The sequence below is a fragment of the Rhodanobacter spathiphylli B39 genome (assembly GCF_000264295.1).
In the GTDB taxonomy this organism is placed as follows: Bacteria; Pseudomonadota; Gammaproteobacteria; order Xanthomonadales; family Rhodanobacteraceae; genus Rhodanobacter; species Rhodanobacter spathiphylli.
Genome location: NZ_AJXT01000005.1, coordinates 78,423 through 105,371, shown reverse-complemented (window position 1 = coordinate 105,371; position 26,949 = coordinate 78,423). Strand labels below are relative to the sequence as shown.

General features: G+C 67.5%; 31 protein-coding genes. 19 read left to right on the top strand and 12 right to left on the bottom strand.

All coding sequences use genetic code 11. The features are described 5' to 3' along the window. Window positions 1–104 precede the first annotated feature (104 nt). Entirely contained in the window at window positions 105–446 is a 342-nt protein-coding gene (locus UU7_RS04425; protein ID WP_007805743.1) for an MGMT family protein, read from the bottom strand. A 66-nt stretch (window positions 447–512) separates the two neighbouring features. Here UU7_RS04425 and UU7_RS04420 point away from each other — a divergent pair, with 66 nt between their 5' ends. Then, window positions 513–917 (top strand): hypothetical protein, encoded by a 405-nt coding sequence (locus UU7_RS04420; RefSeq protein ID WP_007805741.1) that lies wholly within the window; start codon window positions 513–515, stop codon window positions 915–917. A gap of 12 nt (window positions 918–929) precedes the next feature. Here UU7_RS04420 and UU7_RS04415 read toward each other — a convergent pair whose 3' ends face one another. Both UU7_RS04415 and UU7_RS04410 read right to left on the bottom strand, forming a co-directional pair. After that, window positions 930–2,042 (bottom strand): inorganic phosphate transporter, encoded by a 1,113-nt coding sequence (locus UU7_RS04415; protein WP_007805739.1) that lies wholly within the window; start codon window positions 2,040–2,042, stop codon window positions 930–932. Between the two features lie 78 nt (window positions 2,043–2,120). Then, a complete protein-coding gene (locus tag UU7_RS04410; protein ID WP_007805738.1) occupies window positions 2,121–2,750 on the bottom strand; it encodes a DUF47 domain-containing protein in 630 nt (209 codons plus the stop codon). A 168-nt stretch (window positions 2,751–2,918) separates the two neighbouring features. Here UU7_RS04410 and UU7_RS04405 point away from each other — a divergent pair, with 168 nt between their 5' ends. Continuing rightward, window positions 2,919–4,238: a hemolysin family protein gene (locus UU7_RS04405; protein ID WP_007805737.1), complete on the top strand. Its 1,320-nt coding sequence runs from the start codon at window positions 2,919–2,921 to the stop codon at window positions 4,236–4,238. A 64-nt stretch (window positions 4,239–4,302) separates the two neighbouring features. On the opposite strand, the gene UU7_RS04400 is transcribed toward UU7_RS04405, so the two are convergent. Then, a complete protein-coding gene (locus UU7_RS04400; protein WP_007805736.1) occupies window positions 4,303–5,064 on the bottom strand; it encodes an RNA methyltransferase in 762 nt (253 codons plus the stop codon). A 112-nt stretch (window positions 5,065–5,176) separates the two neighbouring features. Between UU7_RS04400 and UU7_RS04395 the strand changes: the two genes are divergently transcribed. Continuing rightward, window positions 5,177–5,980 (top strand): inositol monophosphatase family protein, encoded by an 804-nt coding sequence (locus UU7_RS04395; RefSeq protein WP_007805735.1) that lies wholly within the window; start codon window positions 5,177–5,179, stop codon window positions 5,978–5,980. 75 nt (window positions 5,981–6,055) lie between these two features. Here the strand turns inward: UU7_RS04395 and UU7_RS18220 are convergent, their stop codons facing one another. The 5 genes from UU7_RS18220 to UU7_RS04380 form a co-directional block, all read right to left on the bottom strand. Continuing rightward, window positions 6,056–6,229, bottom strand: coding sequence for a hypothetical protein (locus UU7_RS18220; protein WP_157581863.1), 174 nt, complete (start codon window positions 6,227–6,229; stop codon window positions 6,056–6,058). 12 nt (window positions 6,230–6,241) lie between these two features. Further along, a complete protein-coding gene (locus tag UU7_RS18215; RefSeq protein ID WP_157581861.1) occupies window positions 6,242–6,721 on the bottom strand; it encodes a hypothetical protein in 480 nt (159 codons plus the stop codon). A gap of 67 nt (window positions 6,722–6,788) precedes the next feature. Beyond that, complete coding sequence (gene hda, locus UU7_RS04390; protein WP_007805733.1) at window positions 6,789–7,496, bottom strand: DnaA regulatory inactivator Hda; 708 nt, start codon at window positions 7,494–7,496, stop codon at window positions 6,789–6,791. After that, on the bottom strand, window positions 7,493–8,668 hold the full coding sequence (locus UU7_RS04385) for an AI-2E family transporter (protein ID WP_007805731.1): 1,176 nt from the start codon (window positions 8,666–8,668) through the stop codon (window positions 7,493–7,495). The genes hda and UU7_RS04385 overlap by 4 nt, the downstream gene beginning before the upstream one ends. Before the next feature lie 4 nt (window positions 8,669–8,672). Beyond that, window positions 8,673–9,656 (bottom strand): DUF2066 domain-containing protein, encoded by a 984-nt coding sequence (locus tag UU7_RS04380; RefSeq protein ID WP_007805730.1) that lies wholly within the window; start codon window positions 9,654–9,656, stop codon window positions 8,673–8,675. Window positions 9,657–9,822: 166 nt separating this feature from the next. Between UU7_RS04380 and purM the strand changes: the two genes are divergently transcribed. The 3 genes from purM (at window position 9,823) to UU7_RS04365 (ending at window position 12,569) form a co-directional block, all read left to right on the top strand. Continuing rightward, window positions 9,823–10,866 carry a phosphoribosylformylglycinamidine cyclo-ligase gene (gene purM, locus UU7_RS04375; RefSeq protein ID WP_040672827.1) on the top strand — a complete coding sequence of 348 codons (1,044 nt, stop codon included), beginning with the start codon at window positions 9,823–9,825 and terminating at the stop codon, window positions 10,864–10,866. Then, window positions 10,866–11,537 carry a phosphoribosylglycinamide formyltransferase gene (purN, locus tag UU7_RS04370; protein ID WP_425480500.1) on the top strand — a complete coding sequence of 224 codons (672 nt, stop codon included), beginning with the start codon at window positions 10,866–10,868 and terminating at the stop codon, window positions 11,535–11,537. Before purM ends, purN begins: the two co-directional genes overlap by 1 nt. A 324-nt stretch (window positions 11,538–11,861) precedes the next feature. After that, window positions 11,862–12,569, top strand: coding sequence for a DUF3108 domain-containing protein (locus tag UU7_RS04365; RefSeq protein WP_007805724.1), 708 nt, complete (start codon window positions 11,862–11,864; stop codon window positions 12,567–12,569). Between the two features lie 348 nt (window positions 12,570–12,917). Here UU7_RS04365 and murA read toward each other — a convergent pair whose 3' ends face one another. Together murA and UU7_RS04355 are read right to left on the bottom strand one after the other, a co-directional pair. Then, on the bottom strand, window positions 12,918–14,177 hold the full coding sequence (gene murA, locus UU7_RS04360; RefSeq protein WP_007805722.1) for a UDP-N-acetylglucosamine 1-carboxyvinyltransferase: 1,260 nt from the start codon (window positions 14,175–14,177) through the stop codon (window positions 12,918–12,920). A gap of 101 nt (window positions 14,178–14,278) precedes the next feature. Next, window positions 14,279–14,518 (bottom strand): BolA family protein, encoded by a 240-nt coding sequence (locus UU7_RS04355; protein ID WP_007805721.1) that lies wholly within the window; start codon window positions 14,516–14,518, stop codon window positions 14,279–14,281. A 208-nt stretch (window positions 14,519–14,726) separates the two neighbouring features. Here UU7_RS04355 and UU7_RS04350 point away from each other — a divergent pair, with 208 nt between their 5' ends. The 12 genes from UU7_RS04350 (at window position 14,727) to ptsP (ending at window position 24,891) form a co-directional block, all read left to right on the top strand. Next, window positions 14,727–15,737 carry a KpsF/GutQ family sugar-phosphate isomerase gene (locus tag UU7_RS04350; RefSeq protein WP_007805719.1) on the top strand — a complete coding sequence of 337 codons (1,011 nt, stop codon included), beginning with the start codon at window positions 14,727–14,729 and terminating at the stop codon, window positions 15,735–15,737. Window positions 15,738–15,818: 81 nt separating this feature from the next. Further along, window positions 15,819–16,370, top strand: a complete 552-nt coding sequence (locus UU7_RS04345; RefSeq protein ID WP_040672825.1) for a KdsC family phosphatase — start codon at window positions 15,819–15,821, stop codon at window positions 16,368–16,370. After that, window positions 16,367–16,963 (top strand): LPS export ABC transporter periplasmic protein LptC, encoded by a 597-nt coding sequence (gene lptC, locus UU7_RS04340; RefSeq protein ID WP_007805716.1) that lies wholly within the window; start codon window positions 16,367–16,369, stop codon window positions 16,961–16,963. The genes UU7_RS04345 and lptC overlap by 4 nt, the downstream gene beginning before the upstream one ends. Next, the gene (gene lptA / locus UU7_RS04335; protein WP_007805715.1) at window positions 16,926–17,519 is read left to right on the top strand and encodes a lipopolysaccharide transport periplasmic protein LptA; all 594 of its coding nucleotides are present in this window, start codon (window positions 16,926–16,928) and stop codon (window positions 17,517–17,519) included. The genes lptC and lptA overlap by 38 nt, the downstream gene beginning before the upstream one ends. A 3-nt stretch (window positions 17,520–17,522) precedes the next feature. After that, window positions 17,523–18,242, top strand: coding sequence for an LPS export ABC transporter ATP-binding protein (gene lptB / locus UU7_RS04330; RefSeq protein WP_007805714.1), 720 nt, complete (start codon window positions 17,523–17,525; stop codon window positions 18,240–18,242). Window positions 18,243–18,339: 97 nt separating this feature from the next. Next, a complete protein-coding gene (locus UU7_RS04325; protein WP_007805713.1) occupies window positions 18,340–19,797 on the top strand; it encodes an RNA polymerase factor sigma-54 in 1,458 nt (485 codons plus the stop codon). 146 nt (window positions 19,798–19,943) lie between these two features. Beyond that, window positions 19,944–20,267 carry a ribosome hibernation-promoting factor, HPF/YfiA family gene (hpf, locus tag UU7_RS04320; protein ID WP_007805712.1) on the top strand — a complete coding sequence of 108 codons (324 nt, stop codon included), beginning with the start codon at window positions 19,944–19,946 and terminating at the stop codon, window positions 20,265–20,267. A gap of 145 nt (window positions 20,268–20,412) precedes the next feature. Beyond that, window positions 20,413–21,363 carry an HPr(Ser) kinase/phosphatase gene (gene hprK / locus UU7_RS04315; protein WP_007805711.1) on the top strand — a complete coding sequence of 317 codons (951 nt, stop codon included), beginning with the start codon at window positions 20,413–20,415 and terminating at the stop codon, window positions 21,361–21,363. 4 nt (window positions 21,364–21,367) lie between these two features. Further along, window positions 21,368–22,267 (top strand): RNase adapter RapZ, encoded by a 900-nt coding sequence (rapZ, locus tag UU7_RS04310; protein ID WP_007805710.1) that lies wholly within the window; start codon window positions 21,368–21,370, stop codon window positions 22,265–22,267. Between the two features lie 38 nt (window positions 22,268–22,305). After that, window positions 22,306–22,698: a PTS sugar transporter subunit IIA gene (locus UU7_RS04305; protein WP_007805705.1), complete on the top strand. Its 393-nt coding sequence runs from the start codon at window positions 22,306–22,308 to the stop codon at window positions 22,696–22,698. Window positions 22,699–22,706: 8 nt separating this feature from the next. Next, window positions 22,707–22,976 carry an HPr family phosphocarrier protein gene (locus UU7_RS04300; protein WP_007805703.1) on the top strand — a complete coding sequence of 90 codons (270 nt, stop codon included), beginning with the start codon at window positions 22,707–22,709 and terminating at the stop codon, window positions 22,974–22,976. 145 nt (window positions 22,977–23,121) lie between these two features. Continuing rightward, window positions 23,122–24,891: a phosphoenolpyruvate--protein phosphotransferase gene (ptsP, locus tag UU7_RS04295; protein ID WP_040672823.1), complete on the top strand. Its 1,770-nt coding sequence runs from the start codon at window positions 23,122–23,124 to the stop codon at window positions 24,889–24,891. 39 nt (window positions 24,892–24,930) lie between these two features. Here ptsP and UU7_RS04290 read toward each other — a convergent pair whose 3' ends face one another. Further along, complete coding sequence (locus UU7_RS04290) at window positions 24,931–25,824, bottom strand: LysR family transcriptional regulator (protein ID WP_007805697.1); 894 nt, start codon at window positions 25,822–25,824, stop codon at window positions 24,931–24,933. A gap of 87 nt (window positions 25,825–25,911) precedes the next feature. On the opposite strand from UU7_RS04290, the gene UU7_RS04285 reads away from it, so the two are divergent. Next, window positions 25,912–26,949, top strand: coding sequence for a YeiH family protein (locus tag UU7_RS04285; RefSeq protein ID WP_007805689.1), 1,038 nt, complete (start codon window positions 25,912–25,914; stop codon window positions 26,947–26,949).

The window sequence follows — 26,949 nt, the reverse complement described above, 5'->3', positions numbered from 1 at the left end:
GGCGGATGCAAGAGGCGCTTTGGTTCTATTGGAGCGGGGGCTTCCCTCTCCTCAATCCTCTCCCGCAAGCGGGAGAGGAGGCGAACGCAAGAGGCGCTTTTACTTTATTGGAGCGGGGGGCCCCACAACTCGTGGTCGAGATCGGCGTCGAGGCCGAAACGCGAGAGGGGGACGCGGCCGTTCTTTACCTCGACGCCTTCGGCGCGCAGGCGGCGTGACTGTTCGCGGAAGCCGCGGCTGCCCGGGGGCATCGCGATGTGCCCGCTGGAACGCAGCACGCGGTACCACGGCAGTTCCATGCCGTCGGGCACTTCGCCCAGCAGGCGGCCGACCAGGCGCGCGCGACCGGGCAGGCCAGCGCGCGCGGCGATCGCGCCGTAGCTGGCCACGCGTCCTTGCGGAATGGCGGCGATGGCGGCGTAGACGCGGGCGGCGACATCATTCATGGTTCACGCGACGCAGGGGAATCCGTGTCAGAGTAGCTTCCGACCTTCGCCAGCGGAAGCCGCACCATGCGCCACTTCGAAGCCGTGCGTTCCCACATCGGCAGCCTGCACGAGCTGCGCCACAACGATCCCTACCTGATCAGCTTCGACCTGCAGCTGGCCGGGGATCGCTGCCAGGGGATCTACCTGGCCGAGCTCGAGGACGAGGCGGGACGGCGCTATCTGCGCATCTCCACCCCGGTCGGTCCGCTGGCCGGCACCGACCCCAACCGCTGCCTGCGCTTCAACTGGCAACAGCGCACCGGCTTCCTCGCGGTCGCCGACCTGGACGGCTCGCCCTACCTGCACCTGTGCGAGAACCGCCCCTACGAATTCCTCGATCAGGCCGAGCTGCAACGCGTGGTCGGCGAGCTGGGCACGCTGGGTGACGAACTGGAACAGCTCATCGCCCACAGCAGCGATTCGCTGTAGCCGGACGTTCGCTCAGGACACCAGCCGGAACAGCAGCACCAGGCCGTAGGCCAGCAGCGCGGTGATCGGCAGGGTCAGCATCCACGCCCACACCATCCGCTCGACCACCGACCAGCGGATCGCGTTGAAGCGCTTGGCCGCGCCCACGCCCATGATCGAGGCGGAGACGTTGTGCGTGGTCGACACGGGAATGCCGAACACCGACGCCACCAGGATCACCGCGGCGGAGCTGGTTTCGGCGGCGAAACCGTTGATCGGATGCAGCTTGACCATCTTGTGGCCCAGCGTCTTGATGATGCGCCAGCCACCGCCGGCCGTGCCGGCGGCCATGGTCAGTGCCGACACCACCTTCACCCAGACCGGGATTTCGAAACCGCCGGCGGGGTTGCCGTCGATGCGCAGGAAGCCCAGCCAGTGCGGCAGCTGGTCGAACTGGTGGGCGGCGGTGCCGCCGGCCAGCGCCAGCGCGATGATGCCCATGCTCTTCTGCGCGTCGTTCATGCCGTGCGCCACGCCCATCGCGCCGGCCGACAGGATCTGCGCCTTGCCGAAGAACGCGTTGACGAACGGCGTGCGCCCGAATCGGCGCAACCAGCCCTGTCGGTTGGCGAACCAGGCCAGCAGTGCGTACAGCGCCCCCATCAGCAGGAAGCTGATGACGAAACCGCCCAGCGGCGACAGCACCATCGGGATGATCACCTTGGGGATCACGCCGTGGCCCTTGAGCACGCTGCCCTCGACCCAGATCACCGAATCGAAGTTGTTGCCCGAGGCGGCGATCGCCGCGCCGACCAGCGAACCGACCAGCGCATGGCTGGAGCTGGACGGCAGGCCCAGCCACCAGGTGATCAGGTTCCACACGATCGCCGCCAGCAGCGCGCAGATCAGCAGCTGCGAACTCATCTCGATGACGCCGGCATTGATCAGCCCCGAGGCGATCGTGGCGGCCACCGCCGTGCCCATGAACGCGCCGACCAGGTTGGTGCCGGCCGCCATCAGCACGGCCTGCCCCGGCGTCAGCACCTTGGTCGCCACCACGGTGGCGATCGAGTTGGCGGTATCGTGGAAACCGTTGATGTAGGTGAAGGCCAGCGCGATCACCACCACCGCGATGACGATGCTCATGGGCGCTCACCGCAGCTGGGAGAAATCCCGCACGGCGTCGCAGGCCGGCTTGCAATGCACAGGGTCACGGGCGTGGCCTCAGGAGTTCTTCAGCACGATCGAGTAGACGATGTTGCCGACGTCGCGGCACTTGTCGATGGCCTTCTCGATCAGCTCGAACAGATCCTTGGACAACATCGCCCGCATCACGTCGCCGCCTTCCACGTACAGCGTGCGGTATGGCGCCAGCAGCATGCGATCACCTTCGGACTCCAGCGCCTGCAGGCGATCCTGCAGCTTCTTCACCGGGTCGATGCGCAGGCCGCGGCGCAACTCGTGCACCATCTGCACCACCACCGCGCTGGACTGCTCCAGCACCAGCGCGCGCTGGGCGAAATCCACGCCGACCAGGCGCCCGGCCACGATCTCGTAGCGCTCGGCGAATTTCTCCACGGTCTTGGGAATCTTGTACAGGGCCGAGTTCAGCGCCTCGATGTCCTCGCGATCCAGCGCGGTCACGAAGGTGTTGACCAGGCCTTCGCTGATCTGTGCGGCCAGTTCCTTTTCGCGTGCCCGGGTCACCGCGAATGCCGCCATCACCTGCTCGGCGCCCGGCCGGGTCAGCAGTTCGTGCAGCGCCTTGGCGCTTTCGTGGGCGGTCTCGGCGCTCTGTTCGAGCAAACCGTAGAACTTGTCGCCTTTGCCGAAAATCGTCTGCAGTGAAAACATGCGGGTCACGCCTGATCGAACGGAATGACAGGAATGTTACAGGACTGCCGTGCTGCCCTGCATCAATCCGTGTCCATCGACGGATCAATCCGTGTCCATCGACGGGGTGATGCGCGGGGGCAACACCACTTACACTGTGCCCATGCACCCTCCCCCATCATCGCCGCGATGCTGACCCAAATCGCGCTCGTCCTCGTCCTGGCCCTGTGCAACGGCTTCTTCGCGCTGTCGGAGATGGCCCTGGTGGCTTCGCGCAAGAGCCGCCTCAAGCAGATGGCCCTGAACAGCCGCAAGGCAGCCGCGGCATTGCGCCACGCCGAGGCGCCCGAGCATTTCCTGTCCACCGTGCAGGTCGGCATCACCCTGGTCATGCTGATCACCGGCGCGATCGCCGGCGACGCGCTGGGCGGCCATATCGCCGCCGCCCTGGAGGGCACGCGCCTGACCTGGTTGCTGCCGTACGCGCGGATCATCGGCATCGTGCTCGGCTTCGTGCTGATCTCGTACATCCAGATCGTGTTCGGCGAACTGGTGCCCAAGCGGCTGGCTCTGGCCTCGCCGGAGAAGGTGGCCTCCTACGTGGCCATCCCGATGCTGGTGCTGTCGCGGATCACCGCGCCGTTCGTGTGGTTGCTGAACCATTCCAGCAACCTGCTGCTGCGCATGTTGCGGGTCAACCAGCTCGGTAGCGGCATGGTCACCGAGGAGGAGATCCGCCTGCTGGTGGCCGAGAGCGCCGAACAGGGCGTGCTGGACCCGGATGAGCACAACATGGTGAACCGGGTGCTGCGCCTGGGCGACCGCACGGTGGACAGCGTGATGACCCCGCGCATGCGCATCGCCTGGCTGGACATCGCCGGCACTCGCGAGGAAAACATCGAGGTGCTGCGCGAAACGCCGTATTCGCGCTACCCGGTCTACCGCGGCGACGAGAGCGACGTGGTCGGCGTGGTCGAGGTCAAGCGCCTGCTGCACAGCTTCGCCGAAGGCATGCCGGAACTGTTCGAACACCTGTCGAAACCCCTGTTCGTGCCCGCCGCCGCCCGCGCGCTGGACCTGCTGGAGGAATTCCGCGACGCCGAGACGCCGCTGGCGCTGGTGGTCGACGAGTACGGCGACATCGAGGGCGTGGTCACCGTCAACGACCTGCTGGCCGCCGTGGTGGGTGCCAGCCAGATCGGCCACGGCGGCGGCAACGAGGCCAGCCCGATCATGCAGCGCGCCGATGGCAGCTGGCTGATCGACGGCAGCCTGCCCACCGACGACCTGCGCGAACTGCTGCAGATCAGTACGCTGCCGGGCGAGGACGAACACGATTTCCGCACCGTCGCCGGCATGGTGATGACCGCGCTGGGCCACGTGCCGCAGACCGGCGAAGTGTTCGCCTGGCACGGCATCCGCTTCGAGGTGGTCGACCTCGACGGCGCCCGCATCGACAAGCTGCTGGTGACCCCCGCGCCCTCGCTGGAGCCGTCCGACGAAGTGTAGGAGTGCACCCTGTGCGCGATGCTTTCCGTCACGTAACGAAGAGCATCGCGCACAGGGTGCGCTCCTACGGATTTTTCTTCGCCAGCCCGGCCATCCGCTGCGCGTCGGCCAGGATGCCGTGCAGCACGCGCAGCTCGCGCTCGTCCGGCTGGGCGCGCTGGAACAGTTTGCGCAGGCGCAGCATGATCGTGGTGGGCTCGCGGCCCTTGTGGAATTCGATGTCGTCCAGGGTCTGCCCCAGATGGCGGTAGAACTGTTCCATCTGCGCCGCGTCGGCTGGCGGCTCGTCGTGCTCGGGCGGTGGTGCGGGCAAGTCGTCGCCCAGCATCGCCAGGCGCACCTCGTAGGCCATCACCTGCACCGCCTGCGACAGGTTCAGCGAGCTGAAGTCGTCCACGCTGGGAATCCGCACCATCGCGTGGCAGCGCGCCAGCTCCTCGTTTTCCAGCCCGGTGCGCTCGTTGCCGAACACTAGCGCCACCTGCTCCCCGCGCATCGCCGCCGCCAGCACCTGTTGCGCCGCCTCGCGGGGGGGAATTTCCGGCAGGTTCACCCCGCGCCGGCGCGCCGACAAGCCCAGCGCCAGGCTGGTGCCGGCCAGGCCATCGACCAGCTCGCGGTGGATGCCGGCCTGTTCCAGCACGTCGTCCGCGCCCGCCGCCAGGGCATTGGCCTCGGGGTCGGGGAAGCGGTACGGCGTCACCAGCTCCAGTCGCTGGAAGCCCATCGTGCGGATCGCCCGCGCCGCGCTGCCGATATTGCCCGGGTGCGAGGTGCGCACCAGCACGTAACGGATGCGGGCGGCGAGGTCGTGGAGATCGGTCATGCGCTGGGCAGATTGGCGGTGCGGGTCGACAGGATAGTGGACAAGGGCGTCCGGGGCTCGCCTCTGCTAGAATCGCCGGCCGCAAACCCGCTCTCTTCCAAAGTCGATACCCATGGCCAGACCACACGTCACGATCGCGGCGCGCGCCGCGCGTTCAGCAGGCAATGTGATCCTGCGCTACATGAACCGCATCGACGGGCTGAACATCGTCGAGAAGCAGCAGATGGACTTCGTCTCCGAAGTCGACAAGCTGGCCGAGGCGGAAATCATCAAGGAACTGCGCCGCGCCTACCCCGACCACGCGATCCTCGCCGAGGAAAGCGGCGCGATCGGCAAGGGCCCGCTGACCTGGGTGATCGACCCGCTGGACGGCACCCACAACTATCTGCGCGGCATCCCGCACTTCAGCGTCTCCATCGCGCTGCTGGACAAGGGCGTGCCGATCCACGCCGTGGTGTTCGACCCGCTGCGCGACGAGCTGTACACCGCCAGCAAGGGCGACGGCGCCTACCTCAACGACCGCCGCATGCGCGTGTCCAAGCGCGAGAACCTGGGCGGCGCGATGATTGCCACCGGCTTCCCGTACCGCCAGCGCGAGCACCTGGTGCCGCAGCTGGACATGACCCGCGCCATCCTCGGCCAGGCCGAGGACATCCGCCGCTCCGGCTCCGCCGCACTCGACCTGGCCTACGTCGCCGCCGGTCGCTACGACGGCTACTTCGAGATCGGCCTGAAGCCCTGGGACCTGGCCGCCGGCGTGCTGCTGGTGCATGAAGCGGGCGGTCGCTACTGCGACTTCGCCGGCCGCGACGGCATCCCGGAAAGCGGCAACATCGTCGCCGGCAATCTCAACGTGGCCAAGGCCCTGGTCGACGCGATCGGGCAGCAGGCAACGCCGGCGCTGCTGAAGACCTGAGCGTCTCCCCCTTCTGTGAAAAAACAACGGTGCCCATGGCACCGTTGTTTTTGTCATAACGAAACTGGTTCTGCGTCAGCGTGAAGCCTGCGCCTGCCGCAGTCGTTTCATGAGAGCCTGCACGAAAAGCAGGTCGGTGACGGAATCGCCCATATCCTCGTCTTCGCTCAAGAGCAATTGCGCCTCGTACTTTTTCAGCGAAAGCAGCAGATACGTCAGTTCCCTGTCTGTGAATTCGAGTGCACTCATCGGTGTTCCAGGTCAATAAATGGGAGTAACAAGATCAATGCCGCGCAGGCTGAACGGAACTTGCGCAACCAACGAAAGGAAGGCGGAAACCGGCATCTTGCGAGTAACCGACAATATGCAATGACCGGGAGGCTGACCGTCGTAGACGAGTTGAAGCCCTACTGGAATAGGATGGTTCTGGTCGACGCCCCACCAATGAATTTTCTTCTGGGCTTTTTTGCCAATGTTCTTTGCCGAAGCTGTGTCGACAACAACCAGCCCCTCCGGAATCATCCGTTCAAGAAAAAGCGATATTCCCTGGCCTGGATCGACCATGAACTTGTCACATTGGTCGTACGGAATTCGCCCATCCTCCTCAGACACCCCGATGTCGCCAAAACGCAAATATTCGACGTTTGGCTTGGTGGCCGCACCGGATCGAAAGACATCTCGTTCCAGATCCGTGTCAACCGCCCATAAAACAGTTCCAGGTGCAGGGAATGGCAATGGCATAGGACATCCTTGTGTGCCTAAATGAACACTAATCCTATCAAAGACTGACGCATCCGTCCGAGTCGACTCAATATCCTGATTCGTCAGCCTCGCGCAGGAATCCGCGCAGGAACGGCACGGTGATCCGCCGCTGTGCTGCCAGCGACGCCACGTCCAGCTTGTCCAGCAAGTCGAGCAGCGCGCCCAAGTCACGCGCATAGCGCGCGAAGAGCCAGTCCAGCACGCTGTCGTCCAGTTCGATGCCGCGCGACGCGGCTTGCGCTTTCAGCACCATGCGGCGTTCGTCGTCGTCGAGCGGCTTCAGTGCGAACTGGGTGCAGGCGCCGAGACGCGAGCGCAGGTCGGGCAGTTCGATGCCGAGTTGGGTGGGCGTGGCGTCGGCGGCGAACAGCAGGGCGCTGCCTTCGGCGCGGGCGCGGTTGTACAGGTCGAACAGCGCGTGTTCCGCGTCACGGTTGCCGGCGATGGCGCCCAGGTCGTCCAGCGCCAGCAGTTCGCTGCCGGCGACGCCGCGCAGGGCCGCGGCGTGGTCGGCGATCGCCGCCAGCGGCAGGTACTGCACGCGCCGTTCGGCGGCGATGGCGGCCTGGCAGGCGGCCATCAGCAGATGGCTGCGGCCGCTGCCGCTGGCGCCATGCAGGTAAACCCACGGCGCGCCGGGCTGCAGCGCCAGCGCCTGCACCGCAGCCAGTGCGGCGGCATTCGCGCCGGCATGAAAATGTTCAAAGCGCTGCCGACGTGGCCAGCGCAGCGCGAGCGGCAACTGCGGGATCATGGCGTGGACGAGTCGTCCGGCGATGGCACGTTGACGGCAGCCGTCTCGACTTCGCCATCGCGATGCACGCTGACGTCCACTTCGGCGATCACCGGATCGTCCGGCCCTTCCTCGTTGTACAGCTCGCTCATCCGGTAGCGTTCGATCAGGTAGCGCAGCAGCACCATGATCACCGACGCCGCCGGCAGTGCCAGCAGCACGCCGAGGAAACCGAACAGGTAACCGCCGGCCAGCACCGCGAACATCACCGCCACCGGATGCAGGCCGATCTTGTCGCCGACCAGCTTGGGCACCAGCACATAGCCTTCCAGCAACTGGCCGACCGCGAACACGCCACAGACCAGCAGCACGTGGGTCCAGTCGCCGTACTGCACCAGCGCGGCGATGATCGCCGCCACGAAGCCGATGATGAAGCCCAGGTACGGCACGAAGCTGAGCAGGCCGGCGACCATGCCGATCAGCAGCCCCACCGACAGCCCGACCATGCCCAGGCCCGCACCGTAGAAGACGCCCAGCGCCAGCATCACCAGCAACTGGCCGCGCACGAAGGCGCCGAGGATCTTGTCCGACTCGCTGGCCAGGTGCGCGATGGTGGGCTGGATCGAGCGCGGCAGCATGCCGTCGATCTTCGCCACCAGCCGGTCCCACTCGCGCAGCAGGTAGAACGCCACCACCGGGATCAGCACCAGGTTGGTCAGCGCCATGGCGATGCCCAGGCCCGAACGCGAGACCTTGCCGATCACCGCGGTGGCGACGCCGCCGATCGAGCCGATGTGTTCCTTGATCGCCGTCAGCATCCGATCGCTGTCGAAGGTGTGCGGGTCCAGGTGCAGTCGCGCCTGCAGCCACGGCCACACGGTGTTCTGCGCCCAGTCGCCATAGCGCGGCAGGTTGCCGACCAGGTTCTCGACCTGGCGCGCGATCAGCGGGATCAGCAGCAGCAGCACGCCGACCACCGCCACCAGGATCACCACGAACACGATCGTGGCCGCCCACATCCGGTTGAGGCCCAGCCGCTCCAGCCGGTCGGCCAGCGGGTCGCCCAGATAAGCCAGCATCGCGGCCACCGCGAACGGCATCAGCACCGGCGCCAGCAACCACATCAGGTAGCCGATCACCAGCACGATCGCCAGCAGCTGCCAGCGCCGCGAAATGTCCCTGTCCTGATTCATCCGGTCACCTCAGCCAGCGCAGGTTCGCGTCGGCGCCCGGATGCGGTTCGCCCTGCAGCAGCAGGTGGCCGCCCGCGGCGAGGTTGGCGGCCAGCGCACTGATCGGAACCGCCGCCTTGATGTCCAGCAGCACGGCATCGTTCTGCGCGCCCAGGGTCAGCACCTGTTTCACCGTCGGGTCGTCCTGCAAGGTGGAGATCAGCCTGGCGTAATCCATCGCGCTGTCCAGCCCGCTGACCCACAGCTTGCCCTCGCTGGGGCCGGCGCCAATCACGTTGAGCTGCTTGCCCAGCCGGTCGACCAGGCCGTTGCCGGCATCGCCCAGCAGGCTGTCCGCGCTCGCGCCCTGCGCAGTCCAGTGCTGGGCCTGGCCGCCGGAAATCAGCGTCCAGCCCGCGCTGTTGCCGGCGAGCTTGCCCAGCAGGACCAGGCCGGTGCGGTACTGCCGGTTGACCCCGGCCAGTGCAGCAGGGTCGGCGGCGGCGATCTTGGCCGGGTCAGGCGCGCTGGCCGCATCGGGATACACCACATTGATGCCGCGCGCGTTGGCACTGGCCGCCAGGCTGGCCAGCGCCGTCTGGTCGAGCAGATGACCATTGCCGTCCTGCACCAGCAGCAGCACCGGTGGCTTGATGCCCGCGCTTTGCACGCCCAGCTTCGAGACCAGCCGACGCACCGAACCTGGCTCGAAATCCACATTCAGGATCAGCCCGGTGGCAGCGCGCTGGTACTGGAATTTCTGCACCAGGGAGGTGGCCTTGCCCAGGGCATCGGCGTAACCGGCGTTGCTGCGCAGGTCCTGCCCACCGGCGACCCGCGTCAGCACCTGGGCCAGCGCGGTGGAGAACGCCTGGTCGCGCTGGGCGTCGCTGGTGTCGGCCACCGGCACCACCACCGAATACGGCGAGCCGGCGAGCTGGGCATGCAGGGACGGCAAGGCGGCAAAAGCCAGCAGCAAGGTGAGCATCAGCAGGCGGGACAGGCGCATGGGGCAGGCATCTTCTTGGGGAAATCTCCCGGGAAGTCTGCCCAATAGTGTCCCCAGCGTCCATCGCGGCGGTGTCGAAGCCGGCGAAGGCGAACGGCAACGGCGCCACAAGCTGGTAAACTTGCGCGTTTCACCCACGCCGCAGATCCTGACCAAGGTCCTCGCCATGTCTGACGCCCTCACCTACCGCGCCGCCGGCGTCGATATCGATGCCGGCAATGCGCTGGTCGAACGCATCAAGCCGCTGGTCAAGCGCACCCTGCGGCCCGAGGTGATGGGCGGACTGGGCGGCTTCGGCGGCCTGTTCGACCTTTCCGGCCGGTACAGGGAGCCGGTGCTGGTCTCGGGCACCGACGGCGTCGGCACCAAGCTGAAGCTGGCGCAGATGCTGAACCGCCACGACACGATCGGCATCGACCTGGTCGGCATGTGCGTCAACGACGTGCTGGTGCAGGGCGCCGAGCCGCTGTTCTTCCTCGACTACTTCGCCACCGGCAAGCTGGACGTGGACACCGCCGCGGCCGTGGTCGGCGGCATCGCCACCGGCTGCGAGCTGGCCGGCTGTGCCCTGATCGGCGGCGAGACCGCCGAGATGCCGGACATGTATCCGCCGGGCGAATACGACCTGGCCGGCTTCACCGTGGCCGCGGTGGAAAAGTCGCAGATGCTGACCGGCGACGCGATCGTCGCGGGCGACGTGGTGCTCGGCGTGGCTTCCAGCGGCCCGCATTCGAACGGTTACTCGCTGGTGCGCAAGATCCTCGATCGGGCGGGCTGCACGCCTGATAACGGCAGGCTCGACCTCGACCTCGGCGGCGTGAAGCTGGTCGATGCGCTGATGGCGCCGACCACGATCTACGTGAAGCCGATGCTGGAGTTGTTGAAGGAAAGCCCGGTTCACGGCATGGCCCACATCACCGGTGGCGGCCTGAAGGAAAACATCATCCGCGTGGTGCCTGACGGCCTGGGCATCGCGTTGCAGGCGTCGGCCATCGTGCTGCCGCCGGTATTCGACTGGCTGATGCGCGAAGGCAACGTGGCGCGCGAGGAAATGTGGCGCACGTTCAACTGCGGCGTGGGCTTCACCGTGATCCTGCCGCGCGACGCGGTGGCCGGCGCGTCCGCGCTGCTGGCCACGCACGGCCTCGCCAGCTCGGTGATCGGCGAGATCGTGCCCGCGCAGGGCGACGAGCGCGTGCATATCGGCTGATCGGTTTGGCCTCCGCACCCGCCAAGGTCGCCGTGCTCGCCTCCGGGCGCGGCAGCAATCTCGCCGCCCTGCTCGACGCGCGAACGCGCGGCGAGCTGCCGGTCGAATTCGTGCTGGTGGGCAGCGACAAGGCCACCGCCGGCGCACTGCGGCTGGCCGAAGCCGCCGGCATCGCCACCCTGGCGCTGGACCCCCGCAGCTACGCGGATCGGCGCGCGTTCGATCTCGACCTGTTCGAACGAATCACCGACAGCGGCGCCGAATGGCTGGTGCTGGCCGGCTTCATGCGCATCCTCGACGGCGAGGCGCTGCGGCCGTGGGCGGGTCGCATCATCAACATCCATCCCTCGCTGCTGCCGAAATACCGGGGCCTGCACACGCATCGTCGCGCGCTGGAAGCAGGCGACGCCGAGCATGGCGCCAGCGTGCATTTCGTCACTGCCGAACTCGATGGCGGCCCGGTGATCGCACAGGCGCGCCTGCCGATCGGTGCCGGCGACGACGAACAGTCGCTGGCGCAGCGACTGCTGCCGCTGGAACACCGCCTGCTGCCGGCGGTGCTGGCCGAACTGGCCGGCGGCCGGCTGCAATGGGATGGCCACGGCCCACGCTTCGACGGCCGGCCGCTGTCGATGCCACTGCAGCTGGGCACACACGGGCTGCAGCCTTAAGGCGACGCTGATCAAGTATCGCCGCCGTCATGATGACTGGAAGGCCCGCAGGTGATGTTGCGTGGCGCCGGCAAGACTGGCCGTCTTGCCAAGCTGCGCGGCATCGGCTGCGGGCCTTCCAGTCATCACCTCATCATTTCAAATTCAAGAAGTTGAGGCCCACCCTCTCTGTCCGCATACCTTCGGTCCGTCGTCTCGACAGACGGCCAGTCTGCCTTCGCCGACGGCCCTGTGGTCTGCGAACAGAGAGGGTGGGTGACGGTGGTGATACTTGATCAGCGTCGCCTTAAAGCAGGTTCAGCCCTGCCTGCGCAGACTCGGCGCATGACTATCCGATCCCTGCTCGCTCCCCTGCTCGGCCTTGGCCTGCTGTTCGGCAGCCACGCCGCCGCAGCCACCCAACCCCAGGCCTTCACCGCCACCTATGACGTGCTGCAAGGTGGCCAGCCCATGGGCGTCGCCACGATCCGGTTGCACGCGGCCGGCGACGGCCAGTGGATCTACAGCAAGGACGTCAAGGGCACCGGCGGACTGGCCGCCCTGCTCGGCGCCAGTGTCAGCGAAACCTCGCGTTTCCGCTGGAAAGGCGACGTGCCCGAGGCGATCAGCTACGACTACCTGATGCAGGCTGCGGTAAAGCAGAAGCAGCGCCACTTGGTGGTGGACTGGGCGAACAAGCAGGTCAGTGTCGACGAGGGCAAGGGCGCACAGAGCTATCCCGCCAGTCCCGGCATGGTCGAGCGCAACACCCTGGCGCTGGCGCTGGGGTTGGCGCTGCGCGACGGCAAGCAGCAGATCGCCCTGCCAGTGGCGGTACGCCAGGAAGTGCAGACGCAAAACTTCAAGGTCAGCGGCAAGGAAACCGTCAAGGTACCCGCCGGCAGCTTCGACGCCGAGCGCATCGATCGCACCGACGCCGACCGCGGCTTCAGCGCCTGGTACGCCCCCGACCGCTACCCGCTGCCGGTGAAACTGGCCCAGCACGACGGCGGCGACCTGGTGCTGGAGCTGGTGAGCTACCAGGCCGAGTAAGAGCCCAAGCCCGGCAATCCCGCCGTCCCGGCAAACCCGCCGTCCCGGCAAACCCGTAAGCCCCGAGAGCACCTTGATCCCTCCCCCTGCTCGCAGGGGGAGGAAGGGAGGGGGTAGCTCAGGCCCTCGCGGAAAATGAGCGGAACCCGCGGGGGCAGCCCAGCCCCTCGCGGAATCGGCGGAACCAGCGGGGGTAGTCCAAGCCCTCGCGGAAAACGGGCGAAACCAGCGGGCAAGCCCAGCCCCTCGCAGAAGACGGGCGCAAGGAGCAGGTAGCCCAGCCCCTTGCCGAAGATCAAGAGCACCCCACCCCGGCCCTCCCCTGCTGCGCAGGGGAGGGAGCAAACCTCAGTTCGGCAGACGCCGGATCTTCGCGCCAAGCACGCCGAGCTTCTCCTCGATGTTCTCGTAGCCGCGATCGATGTGGTAGACGCGGTCGACGGTGGTGTCGCCCTTGGCCACCAGGCCGGCCAGCACCAGGCAGGCCGAGGCGCGCAGGTCGGTGGCCATGATCGGCGCGCCGCTCATCCGGGACACGCCCTGGATCACGGCGGTGTTGCCTTCGAGCTGGATGTTCGCACCCAGCCTCTGCAATTCCTGCGCATGCATGAAACGGTTCTCGAACACCGTCTCGGTCACCACGCCGGTGCCTTCGGCCACGCAGTTGAGCGCGGTGAACTGCGCCTGCATGTCGGTGGGGAACGCGGGGTATGGCGCGGTGCTGATGTTGACCGCCTTTGGCCGACGACCGCCCATGTCCAGCTCGATCCAGTCGTCGCCGGTGGAGATGTGCGCCCCGGTCTCTTCCAGCTTGGCCAGCACGGCCTCCAGCGAGCTCGCCCGGGCATGGCGGGCACGCACCTTGCCGCCGGTCATCGCCGCGCCGACCAGGTAAGTGCCGGTTTCGATGCGGTCGGGCAGCACGTCGTGCTGGGCGCCGTGCAGTCGTTCGACGCCATGGATCACCATGGTCGAGGTGCCCACGCCCTCGATCTGCGCGCCCATCGCGATCAGGCAGTGCGCCAGGTCCACCACTTCCGGCTCCTGCGCCGCGTTCTCGATCACCGTGGTGCCCTGCGCCAGCGTGGCAGCCATCATGATGTTCTCGGTGCCGGTGACGGTGACCATGTCCATCACCACTCGCGCACCCTTCAAGCGCGACGCCTTGGCCTTGATGTAGCCGTTTTCCACCGTGATCTCGGCGCCCAGCGCCTGCAGGCCGCGGATGTGCTGGTCGACCGGACGCGAGCCGATCGCGCAGCCGCCGGGCAGCGAGACTTCGGCCTGGCCGAAGCGCGCCACCAGCGGCCCCAGCACCAGGATCGAGGCGCGCATCGTGCGCACCAGGTCGTAGGGCGCCACGCAGGTGCTGGTGGTGCGCGGGTCGACGTGCATCTTCATGCGGTCATCGAGCACCAGTCGCACGCCCATCTGGCCGAGCAGTTCGATGAAGGTGGTGACGTCATGCAGGTGCGGCACGTTGCCGATGCTCACCGGCTCGTCGGCCAGCAGGCACGCGGCGAGGATGGGCAGCACGGCGTTCTTGGCGCCGGAAATGGCAACCTCGCCGTTGAGTGGCGTGCCGCCGCTGATCAGGATTTTGGCCATGGGTGCAGGGAATCGGGAATGGAGAATCGGGAATGGGAAATCGGAGGAGCCGAGGTCGGGCGCGGAACTGGACGGAATGGCTTTTGACCATTCCCCGTTCCCTATTCCCTGTTCCCGGCTTCTTCCGGAGTCAGTGTCTTTAGCGCCAGCGCGTGGATCGCACCGCCCATCAGCTCGCCCAGCGTGGCGTACACCAGCCGATGCCGGGCCAGCGGCAGCTTGCCGCCGAACTGGCTGGCCACCACGGTGGCCTCGAAATGCACGCCATCGGCGCCGCTGACCTCCGCCTTCGCACCGGGCAGGCCCTGTTCGATCATCGCCTGGATGCGGCTGGAGTCCATCGGGTAGTGTTCCATGAGGTGGTCGGGCCAGCCGGAAGGCGGATTCCCGCTGGACCGGAATCCTTTGTGCTGGCTTATGACGTTAAAATGGGAAGATGCCATGGTAATGGAAATACGCTGGCGCAGAAATGACGAGGGTTCGGCGGCAGGCGGAACCGGCCCGCTTCCCATCGCCCTCCGTGTCCCCGCCACCCTTGCCTGAGCCCCCATGAACGCACGCACCGCCCCACCCCTCCCGACCTCGCTGGATGCCGACCTGGTCACCCGCAGCGCGCGCACGGTGGTTGCCACCGAGGCGGCCGCCGCGCTGGCCCTGGAATCGCGGATCGGGCCGGAGTTCGTCGAGGCCTGCCGGCTGATCCTGGGCTGCAAGGGTCGCGTCGTGGTCAGCGGCATGGGCAAGTCAGGCCATATCGGGCGCAAGGTCGCCGCCACCCTGGCCTCCACCGGCACCCCGGCATTCTTCGTGCATCCGGGCGAGGCAAGCCATGGCGACCTCGGCATGATCCTGCCGCAGGACGTGGTGCTGGCGCTGTCCTATTCCGGCGAGACCGACGAACTGCTGCTGATCCTGCCGGTGATCAAGCGCCAGGGCATCCCGCTGATCGCGATCACCGGACGCCCCACCTCCTCGCTGGCGACCCAGGCCGACGTGCACCTGGACGGCAGCATCTCCAGCGAAGCCTGTCCGCTGGGCCTGGCGCCGACCACCAGCACCACGGTGGCGCTGGTGTGGGGTGATGCACTGGCGATCGCCCTGCTCGAAGCGCGCGGCTTCACCTCGGACGACTTCGCCCGCTCGCACCCGGCCGGAGCGCTGGGCCGCCGCCTGCTGCTGCACATCAGCGACGTGATGCATACCGGCGACGACGTGCCAAGGGTTTCGCCGGACGCCGGCATCACCGCCGCGCTGGTCGAGATGACCCGCAAGCACCTGGGCATGACCGCCGTGGTCGACGCCGATCAGCGCCTGCTGGGCGTGTTCACCGACGGCGACCTGCGCCGCGCGCTGGACGACGAAGGCGTGGACCTGCGCGGAGCCACCGTGGCCGAGCTGATGACCCGCGGCCCGAAAACCATCGGCGCCGACAAGCTGGCGGCCGAGGCGGCGCAGCTGATGGAGAAGTACCAGATCCACGCCCTGCTGGTGGTCGACGACGAACAGCGCGTGGTCGGCGCGCTGAACATTCATGATCTGCTGCGGGCGCGTGTGGTTTGATCCCGACTCTGATTTGTCTCGACAAATCAGAAAAATCAGGCAACCCCGCTCTTGACCCTTTCCCACCACGCACCCGAAGCCGTGCCTACTTCCTCTTACCTCGCCAATATCCCCCCTGACCTGCTCACCCGCGCCGCGAACATCCGCCTGGCCGTGTTCGACGTGGACGGCACGCTGACCGACGGTCGCCTGTGGTACGGCGAGGACGGCCGCGAAACCAAGGTCTTCCACGTGCATGACGGCCTGGGCCTGAAACGGCTGCAGGCGAACGGCGTGCAGGTGGCCATCATCACGGCACGCATCAGCCACCCGGTGGCGCTGCGCGCCGAGGAGCTGGGCATCAGCCACGTCTACCAGGGCCAGGGCGACAAGCGCGGCTGCCTGCAGCAATTGCTCGACGCCCTGCAGCTGATGCCCGGACAGGCCGCCTTCGTCGGCGACGACCTGCCCGACCTGCCGCCGATGCGCATCGCCGGGCTGGCCGTGGCGGTGGCCAACGCCCACCCCTGGGTGGCCGAGGCGGCACACTGGCAGACCACCCGCAGCGGCGGCATGGGTGCGGCGCGCGAGGCCTGCGACCTGATCCTGCACGCCCAGGGCAAGAGCGACGCCGAGCGGGAGCGCTGGCAGTGAGCCTGCGCCTGTGGCTGCGCGACCGGCGCCTGCCGGCCGCGACCATCGCCATCGCGCTGGCCGCCGGCGTCGCGCAGATCCTGCTGTGGTGGTTCGGACCGGCGCCCAGGACCAACGACTTCGTGGGTCCTCCCCGCTCGGGCTACACCCTGACCGACGCCCGCATGACGGAATTCAACGCCGAGGGGCAGCCCAGTTTCCACTTGCAGTCGCCGCACCTGGAACGCCGCGAGGGCGACGATTCGCTGTACCTGAATTCACCCACCTTCCAGCTGCCGGCAAACCAGGCCGGCGTACCCGACTGGCAAGGCAAGTCGCTGTATGGCTGGGTCAACAAGAGCGGCACCGAACTGAAACTGCAAGGCCCGGTGGACATGCACCGGGCGGCCTTCCGCGATGCGCCCGCCGCGCAGATCCGGACCGCCGACATCACTGCCTGGCCGAAACAGAATCGGCTGGAAACCGCCGCAGCCGCCCGAATGGTGCAGGGCGGCACTAGAATCAGCGGTATCGGCATGCGCGCCGACCTGAATGACAAACACCTGGAGCTGCTCGATGACGTTCATGCCACCTTCCCGCCGCGCAAGCGCTAGGTTCGCGCTCGGCATTGCCGCCCTTGGCCTGCTGGCGGCCCAGCCCGCCCTGGCCAAGAAGAGCGACCGCCAGCAGGAAATGCACGTGGGCGCGAAGCATTTCGACGGTTTCCAGAAGCCCAACAGCGTCAGCACGCTGAGCGGCAGCGTGGTGATCACCCAGGGCACCCTGAAAGCCACCGGGGCGCAGGCCAAGGTGTATTTCGACGGCGACAGCCAGATCAGCCGCGTGGTGATCACCGGCAGCCCGGCCCATCTCGAACAGCTGGACGAGAACAACAACCTGGTGCTGGGCGACGCCGCCACGCTCGACTACGACAACCTCAAGGGCATTGCCGTACTCAGCGGCAACGCCTCGATCACCCAGAAGGGGCGTGGCGACGCCCACGGCGACAAGCTCACCTACAACACCGAGACCAGCCAGATGACCGGCGAAAGCAACGGCGACGGCCTGGTCCACATGACCTTCAAGCCCAAGGCGAAGCCTGCCGGAGACACGGCGCCAGCCGCATCCTCGAGCGCACCGGCCAAGCCGGCCACGCAGGGACAGCCGTAACCGATGCTCTCCGCCGAAGGTCTGCAAAAGAGTTTCAAGTCGCGCCAGGTCGTGCGCGAATTCGGTTTCTCGATCCGCGAGGGCGAAGTGGTCGGCCTGCTCGGCCCCAACGGCGCGGGCAAGACCACCTGCTTCTACATGGTGGTGGGGCTGATCGAGGCCGACGCGGGCAGCATCAAGCTGGACAAGCTCGACATCACCGGCCTGCCGATGCATGCGCGCGCCAAGCTCGGCATCGGCTACCTGCCGCAGGAAGCGTCGGTGTTCCGCCGGCTCAGCGTGTCCGACAACATCATGGCGGTGCTGGAACTGCGCGACGGCCTGACCGCGCAGCAGCGCGAGACCGAGCTGGAAAACCTGCTGGACGAACTGAAGATCGCCCACATCGCCGAACAGAAGGGCATCAGCCTGTCCGGCGGCGAGCGGCGCCGGGTGGAAATCGCACGGGCGCTGGCGGCCAACCCCCGCTACATGCTGCTGGACGAACCGTTCGCCGGCGTGGACCCGATCTCCGTGGGCGAGATCCAGCGCATCGTGCGCCACCTCAAGGAACGCGGCATCGGCGTGCTGATCACCGACCACAACGTGCGCGAGACCCTAGGCATCTGCGACCGCGCCTACATCCTCAACGAGGGCGAAGTGCTGTCGCGCGGCACGCCGGCGCACATCCTGGCCGACGACAAGGTGCGCGAGGTGTACCTGGGTCGCGAGTTCCGGCTCTGAACAAGCTGTCGCGACACCATCGTCCGCCTGGCCCGGGCTATGGCCGCCCGCGCGGGCTCGGGGTACGATGGTGGCGTTATCTTTCGACCCGGCTGGCATGAAACCCGCACTGCAGTTTCGCCTCCACCAGCAGCTGACGCTGACGCCGCAATTGCAGCAGGCCATACGCCTGCTGCAGCTGTCGCAACTGGAGCTGGAGACCGAGCTGCGGCAGATCGCCGAAAGCAATCCGCTGCTGGAATTCGCCGAGGAGATCGAGGACGAGGAAGCCCCCGAGGTCAGCGAGGCCGAATTCGACTACCCCAGCGTCGAGGCCGTGTCCGCGGCCGGCAGCAACGACGAAAGCGAAAACAGCGAATGGGCTGACGGCGGCGGCGCAGCGGAAGCGCCCATCGACTTCTCGGCCAGCAGCTCGGGGAGCAGCTCCGGCTCGCGTGGCGACGACGACTTCGAGCCGCAGAGCGTGGCGCCGGAAACCCTGCAGCAACACCTGCTGTGGCAGCTCAACCTGGCCTCGTTCAACCCGCGCCAGCACCTGATCGCCACGGTGCTGATCGATGCGCTGAACCCCGCCGGCTACCTGGCCGAGGGCCTCGATGCGGTCATCGCCGCCCTGCCCGCCGGTTTCGATGCCAGCATGATCGAGATCGAGACCGTGCGTCGCCAGTTGCAGGGCTTCGATCCCACCGGCGTGGCCAGCCTCGACCTGCGCGACTGCCTGCGCGTGCAACTGGAACAGTTCGATGCCGCGACCCCGCAGCGCGAACTGGCGCTGCAGATCGTGGACAGCGAGCTGGACCTGCTGGCCCGCAACGACATCGCCCGGCTGGCCCGGCGGCTGCGCGCCAGCGAGGACGACGTGGCCGAGGCGGCCGTACTGATCCGCAGCCTGGACCCCCGACCCGGCGCGGCCCTGGACACCACCCCGGTGGAATACGTGGCGCCGGACGTCTACGCCCTGCGCGACGGCACCCGCTGGCGGGTCAGCCTGAATGCCGACGCGCAGCCGCGGCTGGGCCTCAACCAGCATTACTGCGGGCTGATCGCCAAGGCGCGCGGCGAGGATGCCAGCTGGATGCGCGGCCAGCTGCAGGAGGCGCGCTGGCTGATCAAGAGCCTGGAATCGCGCGCCGAGACGCTGCTGAAAGTGGCCGACGCGATCGTGCGGCGGCAAAGCGCCTTCCTCGACTACGGCCCCGAGGCGATGCACCCGCTGGTGTTGCGCGAGGTGGCCGAGGAAGTCGGCATGCACGAATCGACCATCTCCCGGGTCACCACGCGCAAGTACCTGCACACCCCGCGCGGCACCTTCGAGCTGAAATACTTCTTTTCCAGCGGCGTATCCACCGAGGACGGCGGCAGCGCCTCGGCCACCGCCATCCAGGCCATGCTGCGCAAACTCATCGACGCCGAAGACGTGCGCAAGCCGTTGTCCGACCTCGCCATCGCAGAGGAGCTCAAGCGCAAGGGCATCCAGGTTGCCCGCCGCACCGTCGCCAAGTACCGGGAAGGCCTGCGCATCCCCACCTCCAGCGAGCGCCAGCGCGCGGGCTGAACCATCTCCGTCGCGGCTGGAACTTGGTTAACGAAAATTCGCTCCCATACCTGTTACAGAATGACTGACGATGTGTCGGCGCCCGTGGCCCGACGCGTCCACCCCGCCGCGACAACGCGGCACTGCACCACCAGAGGAGGCGACCCATGCAATTCCAACTCAGCGGCCAGCAGATTGAAGTCACCCCGGCCTTGCGCGACCACGCCACGGCCAAGCTCGACCGCCTCACTCGCCTCGACGACAAGCTGATGAGCCTGGCGATCGTGCTTTCGGTAGACAAGCTCCAGCAGCGCGCCGATGGCACGCTCAACGCGGTCGGCGCCACGTTGCATGCCGAAGCCACCGAGGCCGACATGTATGCCTCGATCGACGTGCTGTTCGACAAGCTGGTGGCCCAGCTGCGCAAGCACCGCGAGAAAATCGCCGACAAGCACCAACGCGAAGCGCGCGAGGAGCGCCAGTACGGCTGATCCCGTCGCTTGAACACTACCCGGAACGGCCCGCCTCGCGCGGGCCGTTTCCTTTTCTGAACACGTACCACCGTCCAAGCTGGCACAATGGCCGCGTCGCCGCGAAGCCCCGCCGGGCAACGACACGCGGCGCAGAGGACTGAGCTTGGACCGGATCAGCGCACGACAACTCTTCGACGGCGTCCACGAACGCATGGCCTTGCGCTGGGTGTCGGGCATGCGTGGCGAATCGCGCGTGCTGGAGCCGGGCGTGGCGCAGTCGCGGCGGCCGTCGCTGATCGGCTATCTCAACGTGATCTACCCGAACAAGGTGCAGATCATCGGCTCGGAGGAGCTGAACTTCCTCGACGGGCTGGACTCGCGCCAGCGCTGGGAGGTGATGCACAAGATCGCCGCCTACCAGCCGGTGGCGCTGATCGTGACCAAGGATCAGCCGATCCCCGCCGACCTGCGCGAGGTGGCCGAGGAAACCGGTACGCCGCTGTGGACCAGTTCCAAGCGCGGCCACGAACTGCTGACCTACCTGCAGTACCACCTGGCGCGCATGCTGGCGGCGAAGATCACCCTGCATGGCGTGTTCATGGAAGTCTTCTCGATCGGCGTGCTGATCACCGGCGAAGCCGGCTCGGGCAAGAGCGAGCTGGCGCTGGAGCTGATCAGCCGCGGTCACCGGCTGGTCGCCGACGACGCCACCGAGTTCACCCTGATCGCGCCGGACGTGATCGACGGCACCTGCCCCGACCTGCTGCAGGACCTGCTGGAAGTGCGCGGGCTGGGCGTGCTCAACGTGCGCGAGATGTTCGGCCACATGTCGGTAAAGACGTCCAAATATCTGCGCCTGGTGATCCACCTGAAGCCGCTGCGCGACGGCGAGGACATCGATGCGCTGACCCGTCTGACCGGCGACATCGGCCACCGCGAGGTGTTCGACGTGCAGGTGCCGATGATCACCCTGCCGGTCGCCTCGGGCCGCAACCTCGCCGTGCTGGTCGAGGCCGCCGTGCGCAGCCATGCGCTGAAGAGCAAGGGCATCGATCCGGCGCAGACCTTCATTGACCGCCAGGCGCACCAGTTGCGGCGGCTGCCTCCATGGTGAACGCATGAACGGAAACACTCCCCTGCTCAATCCGCAGGTCGACCCCAGCGAGATCCACCTGATCGTGCTCACCGGCATGTCCGGTGGTGGCAAGACAGTGGCGCTGCGCGCGATGGAGGACCTCGAGTTCTACTGCGTCGACAACCTGCCATCGGCCCTGCTGCCGCAGCTGGTCAACGCGGTGATCCATGGCAGCAGCAAGCACCGGCGCATCGCGGTGGGCGTGGACGTGCGCAATCGCGGCACCGACTTCGCCAACATGCCGACCGTGCTGTCCGAGCTGGCCGCCGCCGGCGTGCAGGTGCACCTGGTGTTCCTTGACTGCCGCGACGAGGTGCTGATCAAGCGCTACTCGGAAACCCGCCGCCGCCATCCGCTGGCCACCCGCGGCGTGTCGCTGGCCGACGCGATCGTCGAGGAGCGCCGATTGCTGCGCCCGCTGATGGCGATTGCCGAGAAGGTGATCGACTCCAGCGAACTCAACGTGCACCAGTTGCGCCGCCTGGTGGCCACCGGCTACGCCCAGGCCACCGAAGGGCTGACCCTGATGTTCCAGTCGTTCGCGTTCAAGCGCGGACTGCCGCTGGACGCCGATTTCGTGTTCGACGCGCGCTGCCTGCCCAATCCGCACTGGCAGGCCCACCTGCGTCCGCTGTCGGGCAAGGACGCGCCGGTGCGCGAATTCCTCGAAGCCGAACCCCTGGTCGGCGAATACTTCGCCGACACCGCGCGCTGGCTGGACGCCTGGCTACCCCGCTTCGAACAGGACGACCGCAGCTACGTGACCATCTCGATCGGTTGCACCGGCGGCCGTCACCGCTCGGTGTACCTGGTCGAAAAGCTCGCCGCCCATTATCGTGACCGCCGTGAAGGCGTGCTCGCCTTCCATCGCGAGCTGGAGTGAACCGGCATGACTTCGGCAATCCTCAGGAAGCAGCAGCCATGAGCGTGGGCGTGCTGCTGATGACCCACGAAGCGGTCGGTCACGCGATCATTTCGGCGGCGCACCACGTGATGCCGAAACTGCCCTTGCGGGTGGACGCGGTGGAGGTGCCACCCAACGCCGATCCCGACGTGATGCGCACGCTCACCGCCCACCACGCGCGAGAACTCGACCACGGCGACGGCGTGCTGATCCTTGCCGACCTGTACGGCGCCACGCCGTGCAACATCGGGCTGTCGCTGGGCGCGCTGGGCGTGCGCCTGCGCTGCGTTTCCGGACTCAATCTGCCGATGCTGCTGCGCGTACTCAACTATGCGGAAAAGCCGCTGGACGAACTGGCCGAGATCGCGGCCAGCGGTGGCCGCGGGGGAATTTTCATCGACCATGCCTGAATCCATCCATGCTTGAACAAGAAGTCGTCATCTCCAACAAACTCGGGCTGCACGCCCGCGCCTCGGCCAAGCTGGTACAGCTGGTGCAGGGTTTCAAGTCCACCGTGTGGCTGGTCAGCAAGGGCCGCGAGGTCAACGCCCAGAGCATCATGGGCGTGATGATGCTGGCCGCCGGCCTGGGCAGCCCGCTGATCATCCGCGCCGAGGGCCCCGACGAGGAACCTGCACTCGCCGCCGTGGTCGAGCTGTTCGAGCGCAAGTTCGACGAGGGAGCGTAGTGATGCAGGGAATCGGGAGTCGGGAATCGGGAATCGGCAAGGCCGGCTGCACCAGATTGACGGTGCATCGCCGGCCTGCGCGCGCCCAGCTCCGGTCCATGCCCCATTCCCCATTCCCCATTCCCGGCTCCGCAGGGAGCCGAGCGTGAGACACCTCCTTCCCGGCACCGTCGCCGCCCACGGCATGGCGCTTGGCCGCGCGCGGCTGGTGCAGCCCAGTCGTTACGCGGTCGACAACCGGCCGCTGGGCGAGGACGAAGTCGAGGGCGAACTGGAACACCTGCACCGCGCGCTCGACACGGCGCGGCAGGAACTGCGCGAACTGCGCAACCGGCTGCACGGCGCGCTGGCCCGCGAGGTCAACGAATTCATCGACGCGCACAGCCTGCTGCTGGACGACGCCGAACTGCTGCGGGGGCTCGACGACCTGGTCCGGATCGGCCACTACCGCGCCGGTGCCGCGCTGAAGAAGCAGCGCGATCGCCTGTCCGCCGTGTTCGAGGCGATGGACGATCCCTACCTGCGCAGCCGCAAGGAAGACGTCGAACAGGTGATCAACCGGGTGATCTCCGCCCTGCAGCGGCAGACCAGTCCGGAAGAACGCAAGCTGGCCGCCCGCGTGGGCGAGATCCTGGTGGCCGATTCGATCGCGCCGGGCGACATGGCGCAGCTGGCCGGCAACGGCCTGCTCGGCGTGGTCGCCAGTTCCGGCAGCGCCTATTCGCACAGCGCCATCCTGGCGCGCAGCCTGGGCCTGCCGATGCTGGTGGGCGCCCGCGATGCGCTGTCCAACATCCACGATGACGACCTGATCCTGCTCGACGCCGAAGGCGGCGAGGCGATCGTCCATCCGACCGCACAGGACCTGTCGCGCTATCGCGCCTGGCAGCGCGAGGCGGCGATCGAGGGACGACGCCTGGCCAAGCTGGCCAACGCGCCCACCCGCACCCGCGACGGTGTGGAGATCGCCCTGCTGGCCAATGCCGAAACACCATCGGACGTGGCCATGGCCCGCGCCCGTGGCGCCGATGGCGTGGGCCTGTACCGCACCGAATTCCTGTTCCTCAAGCACAAGGGGCTGCCCTCGGAAGACGAGCAGTTCATCGCCTACCGCGACCTGGTGATGGGCATGGGCGGCCTGCCCGTCACCATCCGCACGCTGGACCTGGGCGCCGACAAGGCCGACGCCGCCGGGCTCAGCCTCCGCGGCGAGGACAACCCCGCGCTGGGCGTGCGCGGCGTGCGCCTGTCGCTGCGATATCCCGCGGTGTTCACCACGCAGATCCGCGCGATCCTGCGCGCCGCCTGCTACGGTCCGGTGCGCGTGCTGGTGCCGATGGTGACCCAGCCCGACGAACTGATCGCGGTGCGCACGCTGTTCAAGCTGGCGCGCCAGGACCTGAAGCGCGAGAACATCGACCTGCCCGAGAAACTGCCGCTGGGCGCGATGATCGAGGTCCCTGCGGCGGCGATCAACGTGCGCGCCCTGCTGGAGCACGCCGACTTCCTCGCCATCGGCACCAACGACCTGGCCCAGTACGTGCTGGCCGCCGACCGCGGCAACGACGCGCTGGAGAACATCTACAACCCGCTGCAGCCGGCGCTGCTGCGACTGATCTCGCACGTGCTCGGCGCCGGCCGCCGCGCGAAGAAACCGGTCAGCCTGTGCGGCGAGATCGCCGGCGACGTGAACTTCACCGCGCTGCTGCTGTTGCTGGGCCTCAACGAATTCAGCATGCACCCGGCGCAGATCCTGCAGGTGCGCGACCGCCTCGCCACGCTCGACCACGCCAGCCTGCGCCGCAACCTGGCCCGCCTGCTGCGGGCCCACACCCACGAGCAGGCCGAAGCGATGCTGCGCGAAATCCTGGACCATTCGCAGGAGCCGGCGCTCCCTGCCAGCGCTTCCACCTGAGTCATCGCGGGTTTCCGGCCGGGCAACACGGCATGGGCTTCAGGCGCCGCGCCGGAAGCCGATGCTGTCGAGAAACGCATCCAGCAACGCACCCCGATATTTCTGCCGGTGCAGCAGCAGCGAGAGCCGGCGTTGCAGATCCAGGAACGGCGTCTTCAGCGCCTTCAGCCGTCCGGTCGCCAGGGCATCGGTCACCGCCACCGAAGGCAGGCAGGCGATGCCCAGGCCGGCGACCACGGCCTGCTTGATCGCCTCGATCTGGTCCAGCTCCAGCACCGTCTCGCCCGGCGGCAGCTGTGACAGCACCCGCTCGCTGGTGGCACGGGTGGCCGAACCGGGCTCGCGCAGCACCCAGCGGGCGCCGGCGAAATCCGCCGGCTTCAGACCCCGCTTGCGCGCCAGCGGATGCTCCGGCGGCGCGCACACCACCAGCGAGTCGTCGCGCCAGGGCCGCACTTCCAGCAGCGGATGGGCCACCGGGCCCTCGACGCAGCTGATGTCCAGGCTGTGCTCCAGCATGCCTGCGGTGATCGTCTCGGTGTTGGCCACGCGCAGCCGGATCGCCACCTGTGGATGCGCACGCACGAAGCCGCCCAGCAATTCACCCACCAGATAATTGCCCACCGTGTTGCTGGCGCCGATGCGCAGCTCGCCGCCCAGTTCGGCGCCGTCCTCGCGGCCGCGGCGACCGAACTCGGCGTGGCGCTCCAGCAGTTCCTGCGCCAGCGGCAACAGCTCGCGACCACGGGCGTTGAGGTGCAAGCGGCCGCGCTCGCGGTCGAACACCGGCCCGTCCAGCTGTCGCTCCATCTCGGCCAGCGCCATGCTGGCCGCCGGCTGGGTGAGGTGCAGGCGTTCGGCGGCGGCACGCACGCTGCCGAGCAGCGCGATCTGCACGAACACGTCCATCTGTCGCGGGCTGATGTTGATCATCAGCTGAGTTTATACGACCAATCACATATTCCAAGTTCTGGTTATGGATCGCGGGGCGGACAATGGGCGCCAATCAAGGAGCCCGCCATGTCCGCCCCCGTTTCCGTCGCCACTCCCAACCCCTTGCTGCAACGCGCGCCCGGCCTGCTGCTGGCGGTAACTATCGCGCTGCTGGCCTGGCTGCTGGGCCGCTGGGTACCGCTGATCGGCGGGCCGGTGATCGGCATCGTGCTGGGCATCGTGGTCGGCAACACGCTGCCGCTGGGGGCGCGTTACGCGCCGGGCATCGCGTTCGCCGGCAAGAAGGTGCTGCAGTGGTCGATCATCGCGCTGGGCTTCGGACTCAGCCTGGACCAGGTGGCGAAGACCGGACTGGAGTCGCTCTCGGTCACCCTGGTCACGATGACGATGGCCTTTCTTTCCGCCTGGGCACTGGGCCGCTGGCTCGGCGTGCACGACAAGCTGATGGTGCTGATCGGCGTGGGCACCGCGATCTGCGGCGGCTCGGCGATTGCCGCGGTGACGCCGATCATCCGCCCCGACGACCACGACACCGCGTTTGCGATCTCCACCATCTTCCTGTTCAACGTGGTCGCCGTGCTGCTGTTTCCCCTGCTCGGCCACCTGATGCACCTGACCGACCTCGGCTTCGGCCTGTGGGCCGGCACCGCGATCAACGACACCTCGTCGGTGGTCGCCGCCGGCTACAGCTACAGCCACGCCGCCGGCGACTACGCCACCATCGTCAAGCTGACCCGCGCCACCCTGATCATCCCGATCTGCCTGGTGCTGGCCTTCGTGGTCGCCGCCCGCGAGAAGCGCAAGCATGCCGAGGCCGGCAACGCCGGCCACTTCAGCCTGGCCAGCATCTTCCCGTGGTTCATCCTGTGGTTCCTGGTCGCCTCGGCGCTGCGCACCGCCGGGCTGATCCCCGTGGCCATCCAGCCGTCCATTCACCTGCTCGCCGAATTCCTGATCATCGTGGCGCTCACCGCGATCGGCCTGTCCGCCAACCTGCGCAAGATGATCTCCAGCGGCCCGCGTCCGATCCTGCTCGGGCTGGGCGTGTGGATCGCGGTGGCGGTGAGCAGCCTGCTGGTGCAACTGGTGATCGGGCGGCTTTGA

Excerpts from the sequence above, each read along its gene's own strand:
- UU7_RS04290 (WP_007805697.1), bottom strand. The coding sequence starts at position 25,824 with ATGATCAACATCAGCCCGCGACAGATGGACGTGTTCGTGCAGATCGCG.
- UU7_RS04305 (WP_007805705.1), top strand. The coding sequence starts at position 22,306 with ATGAGCGTGGGCGTGCTGCTGATGACCCACGAAGCGGTCGGTCACGCG.
- UU7_RS04350 (WP_007805719.1), top strand. The coding sequence starts at position 14,727 with ATGAACGCACGCACCGCCCCACCCCTCCCGACCTCGCTGGATGCCGAC.
- UU7_RS18215 (WP_157581861.1), bottom strand. The coding sequence starts at position 6,721 with ATGCCATTGCCATTCCCTGCACCTGGAACTGTTTTATGGGCGGTTGAC.
- rapZ (WP_007805710.1), top strand. The coding sequence starts at position 21,368 with ATGAACGGAAACACTCCCCTGCTCAATCCGCAGGTCGACCCCAGCGAG.
- purM (WP_040672827.1), top strand. The coding sequence starts at position 9,823 with ATGTCTGACGCCCTCACCTACCGCGCCGCCGGCGTCGATATCGATGCC.
- UU7_RS04365 (WP_007805724.1), top strand. The coding sequence starts at position 11,862 with ATGACTATCCGATCCCTGCTCGCTCCCCTGCTCGGCCTTGGCCTGCTG.
- murA (WP_007805722.1), bottom strand. The coding sequence starts at position 14,177 with ATGGCCAAAATCCTGATCAGCGGCGGCACGCCACTCAACGGCGAGGTT.
- UU7_RS04405 (WP_007805737.1), top strand. The coding sequence starts at position 2,919 with ATGCTGACCCAAATCGCGCTCGTCCTCGTCCTGGCCCTGTGCAACGGC.
- UU7_RS04325 (WP_007805713.1), top strand. The coding sequence starts at position 18,340 with ATGAAACCCGCACTGCAGTTTCGCCTCCACCAGCAGCTGACGCTGACG.
- UU7_RS18220 (WP_157581863.1), bottom strand. The coding sequence starts at position 6,229 with ATGAGTGCACTCGAATTCACAGACAGGGAACTGACGTATCTGCTGCTT.
- hpf (WP_007805712.1), top strand. The coding sequence starts at position 19,944 with ATGCAATTCCAACTCAGCGGCCAGCAGATTGAAGTCACCCCGGCCTTG.
- UU7_RS04385 (WP_007805731.1), bottom strand. The coding sequence starts at position 8,668 with ATGAATCAGGACAGGGACATTTCGCGGCGCTGGCAGCTGCTGGCGATC.
- UU7_RS04395 (WP_007805735.1), top strand. The coding sequence starts at position 5,177 with ATGGCCAGACCACACGTCACGATCGCGGCGCGCGCCGCGCGTTCAGCA.
- hda (WP_007805733.1), bottom strand. The coding sequence starts at position 7,496 with ATGATCCCGCAGTTGCCGCTCGCGCTGCGCTGGCCACGTCGGCAGCGC.
- UU7_RS04285 (WP_007805689.1), top strand. The coding sequence starts at position 25,912 with ATGTCCGCCCCCGTTTCCGTCGCCACTCCCAACCCCTTGCTGCAACGC.
- lptB (WP_007805714.1), top strand. The coding sequence starts at position 17,523 with ATGCTCTCCGCCGAAGGTCTGCAAAAGAGTTTCAAGTCGCGCCAGGTC.
- UU7_RS04300 (WP_007805703.1), top strand. The coding sequence starts at position 22,707 with ATGCTTGAACAAGAAGTCGTCATCTCCAACAAACTCGGGCTGCACGCC.
- UU7_RS04415 (WP_007805739.1), bottom strand. The coding sequence starts at position 2,042 with ATGAGCATCGTCATCGCGGTGGTGGTGATCGCGCTGGCCTTCACCTAC.
- UU7_RS04425 (WP_007805743.1), bottom strand. The coding sequence starts at position 446 with ATGAATGATGTCGCCGCCCGCGTCTACGCCGCCATCGCCGCCATTCCG.
- lptA (WP_007805715.1), top strand. The coding sequence starts at position 16,926 with ATGACGTTCATGCCACCTTCCCGCCGCGCAAGCGCTAGGTTCGCGCTC.
- UU7_RS04355 (WP_007805721.1), bottom strand. The coding sequence starts at position 14,518 with ATGGACTCCAGCCGCATCCAGGCGATGATCGAACAGGGCCTGCCCGGT.
- UU7_RS04380 (WP_007805730.1), bottom strand. The coding sequence starts at position 9,656 with ATGCGCCTGTCCCGCCTGCTGATGCTCACCTTGCTGCTGGCTTTTGCC.
- UU7_RS04420 (WP_007805741.1), top strand. The coding sequence starts at position 513 with ATGCGCCACTTCGAAGCCGTGCGTTCCCACATCGGCAGCCTGCACGAG.
- UU7_RS04400 (WP_007805736.1), bottom strand. The coding sequence starts at position 5,064 with ATGACCGATCTCCACGACCTCGCCGCCCGCATCCGTTACGTGCTGGTG.
- UU7_RS04410 (WP_007805738.1), bottom strand. The coding sequence starts at position 2,750 with ATGTTTTCACTGCAGACGATTTTCGGCAAAGGCGACAAGTTCTACGGT.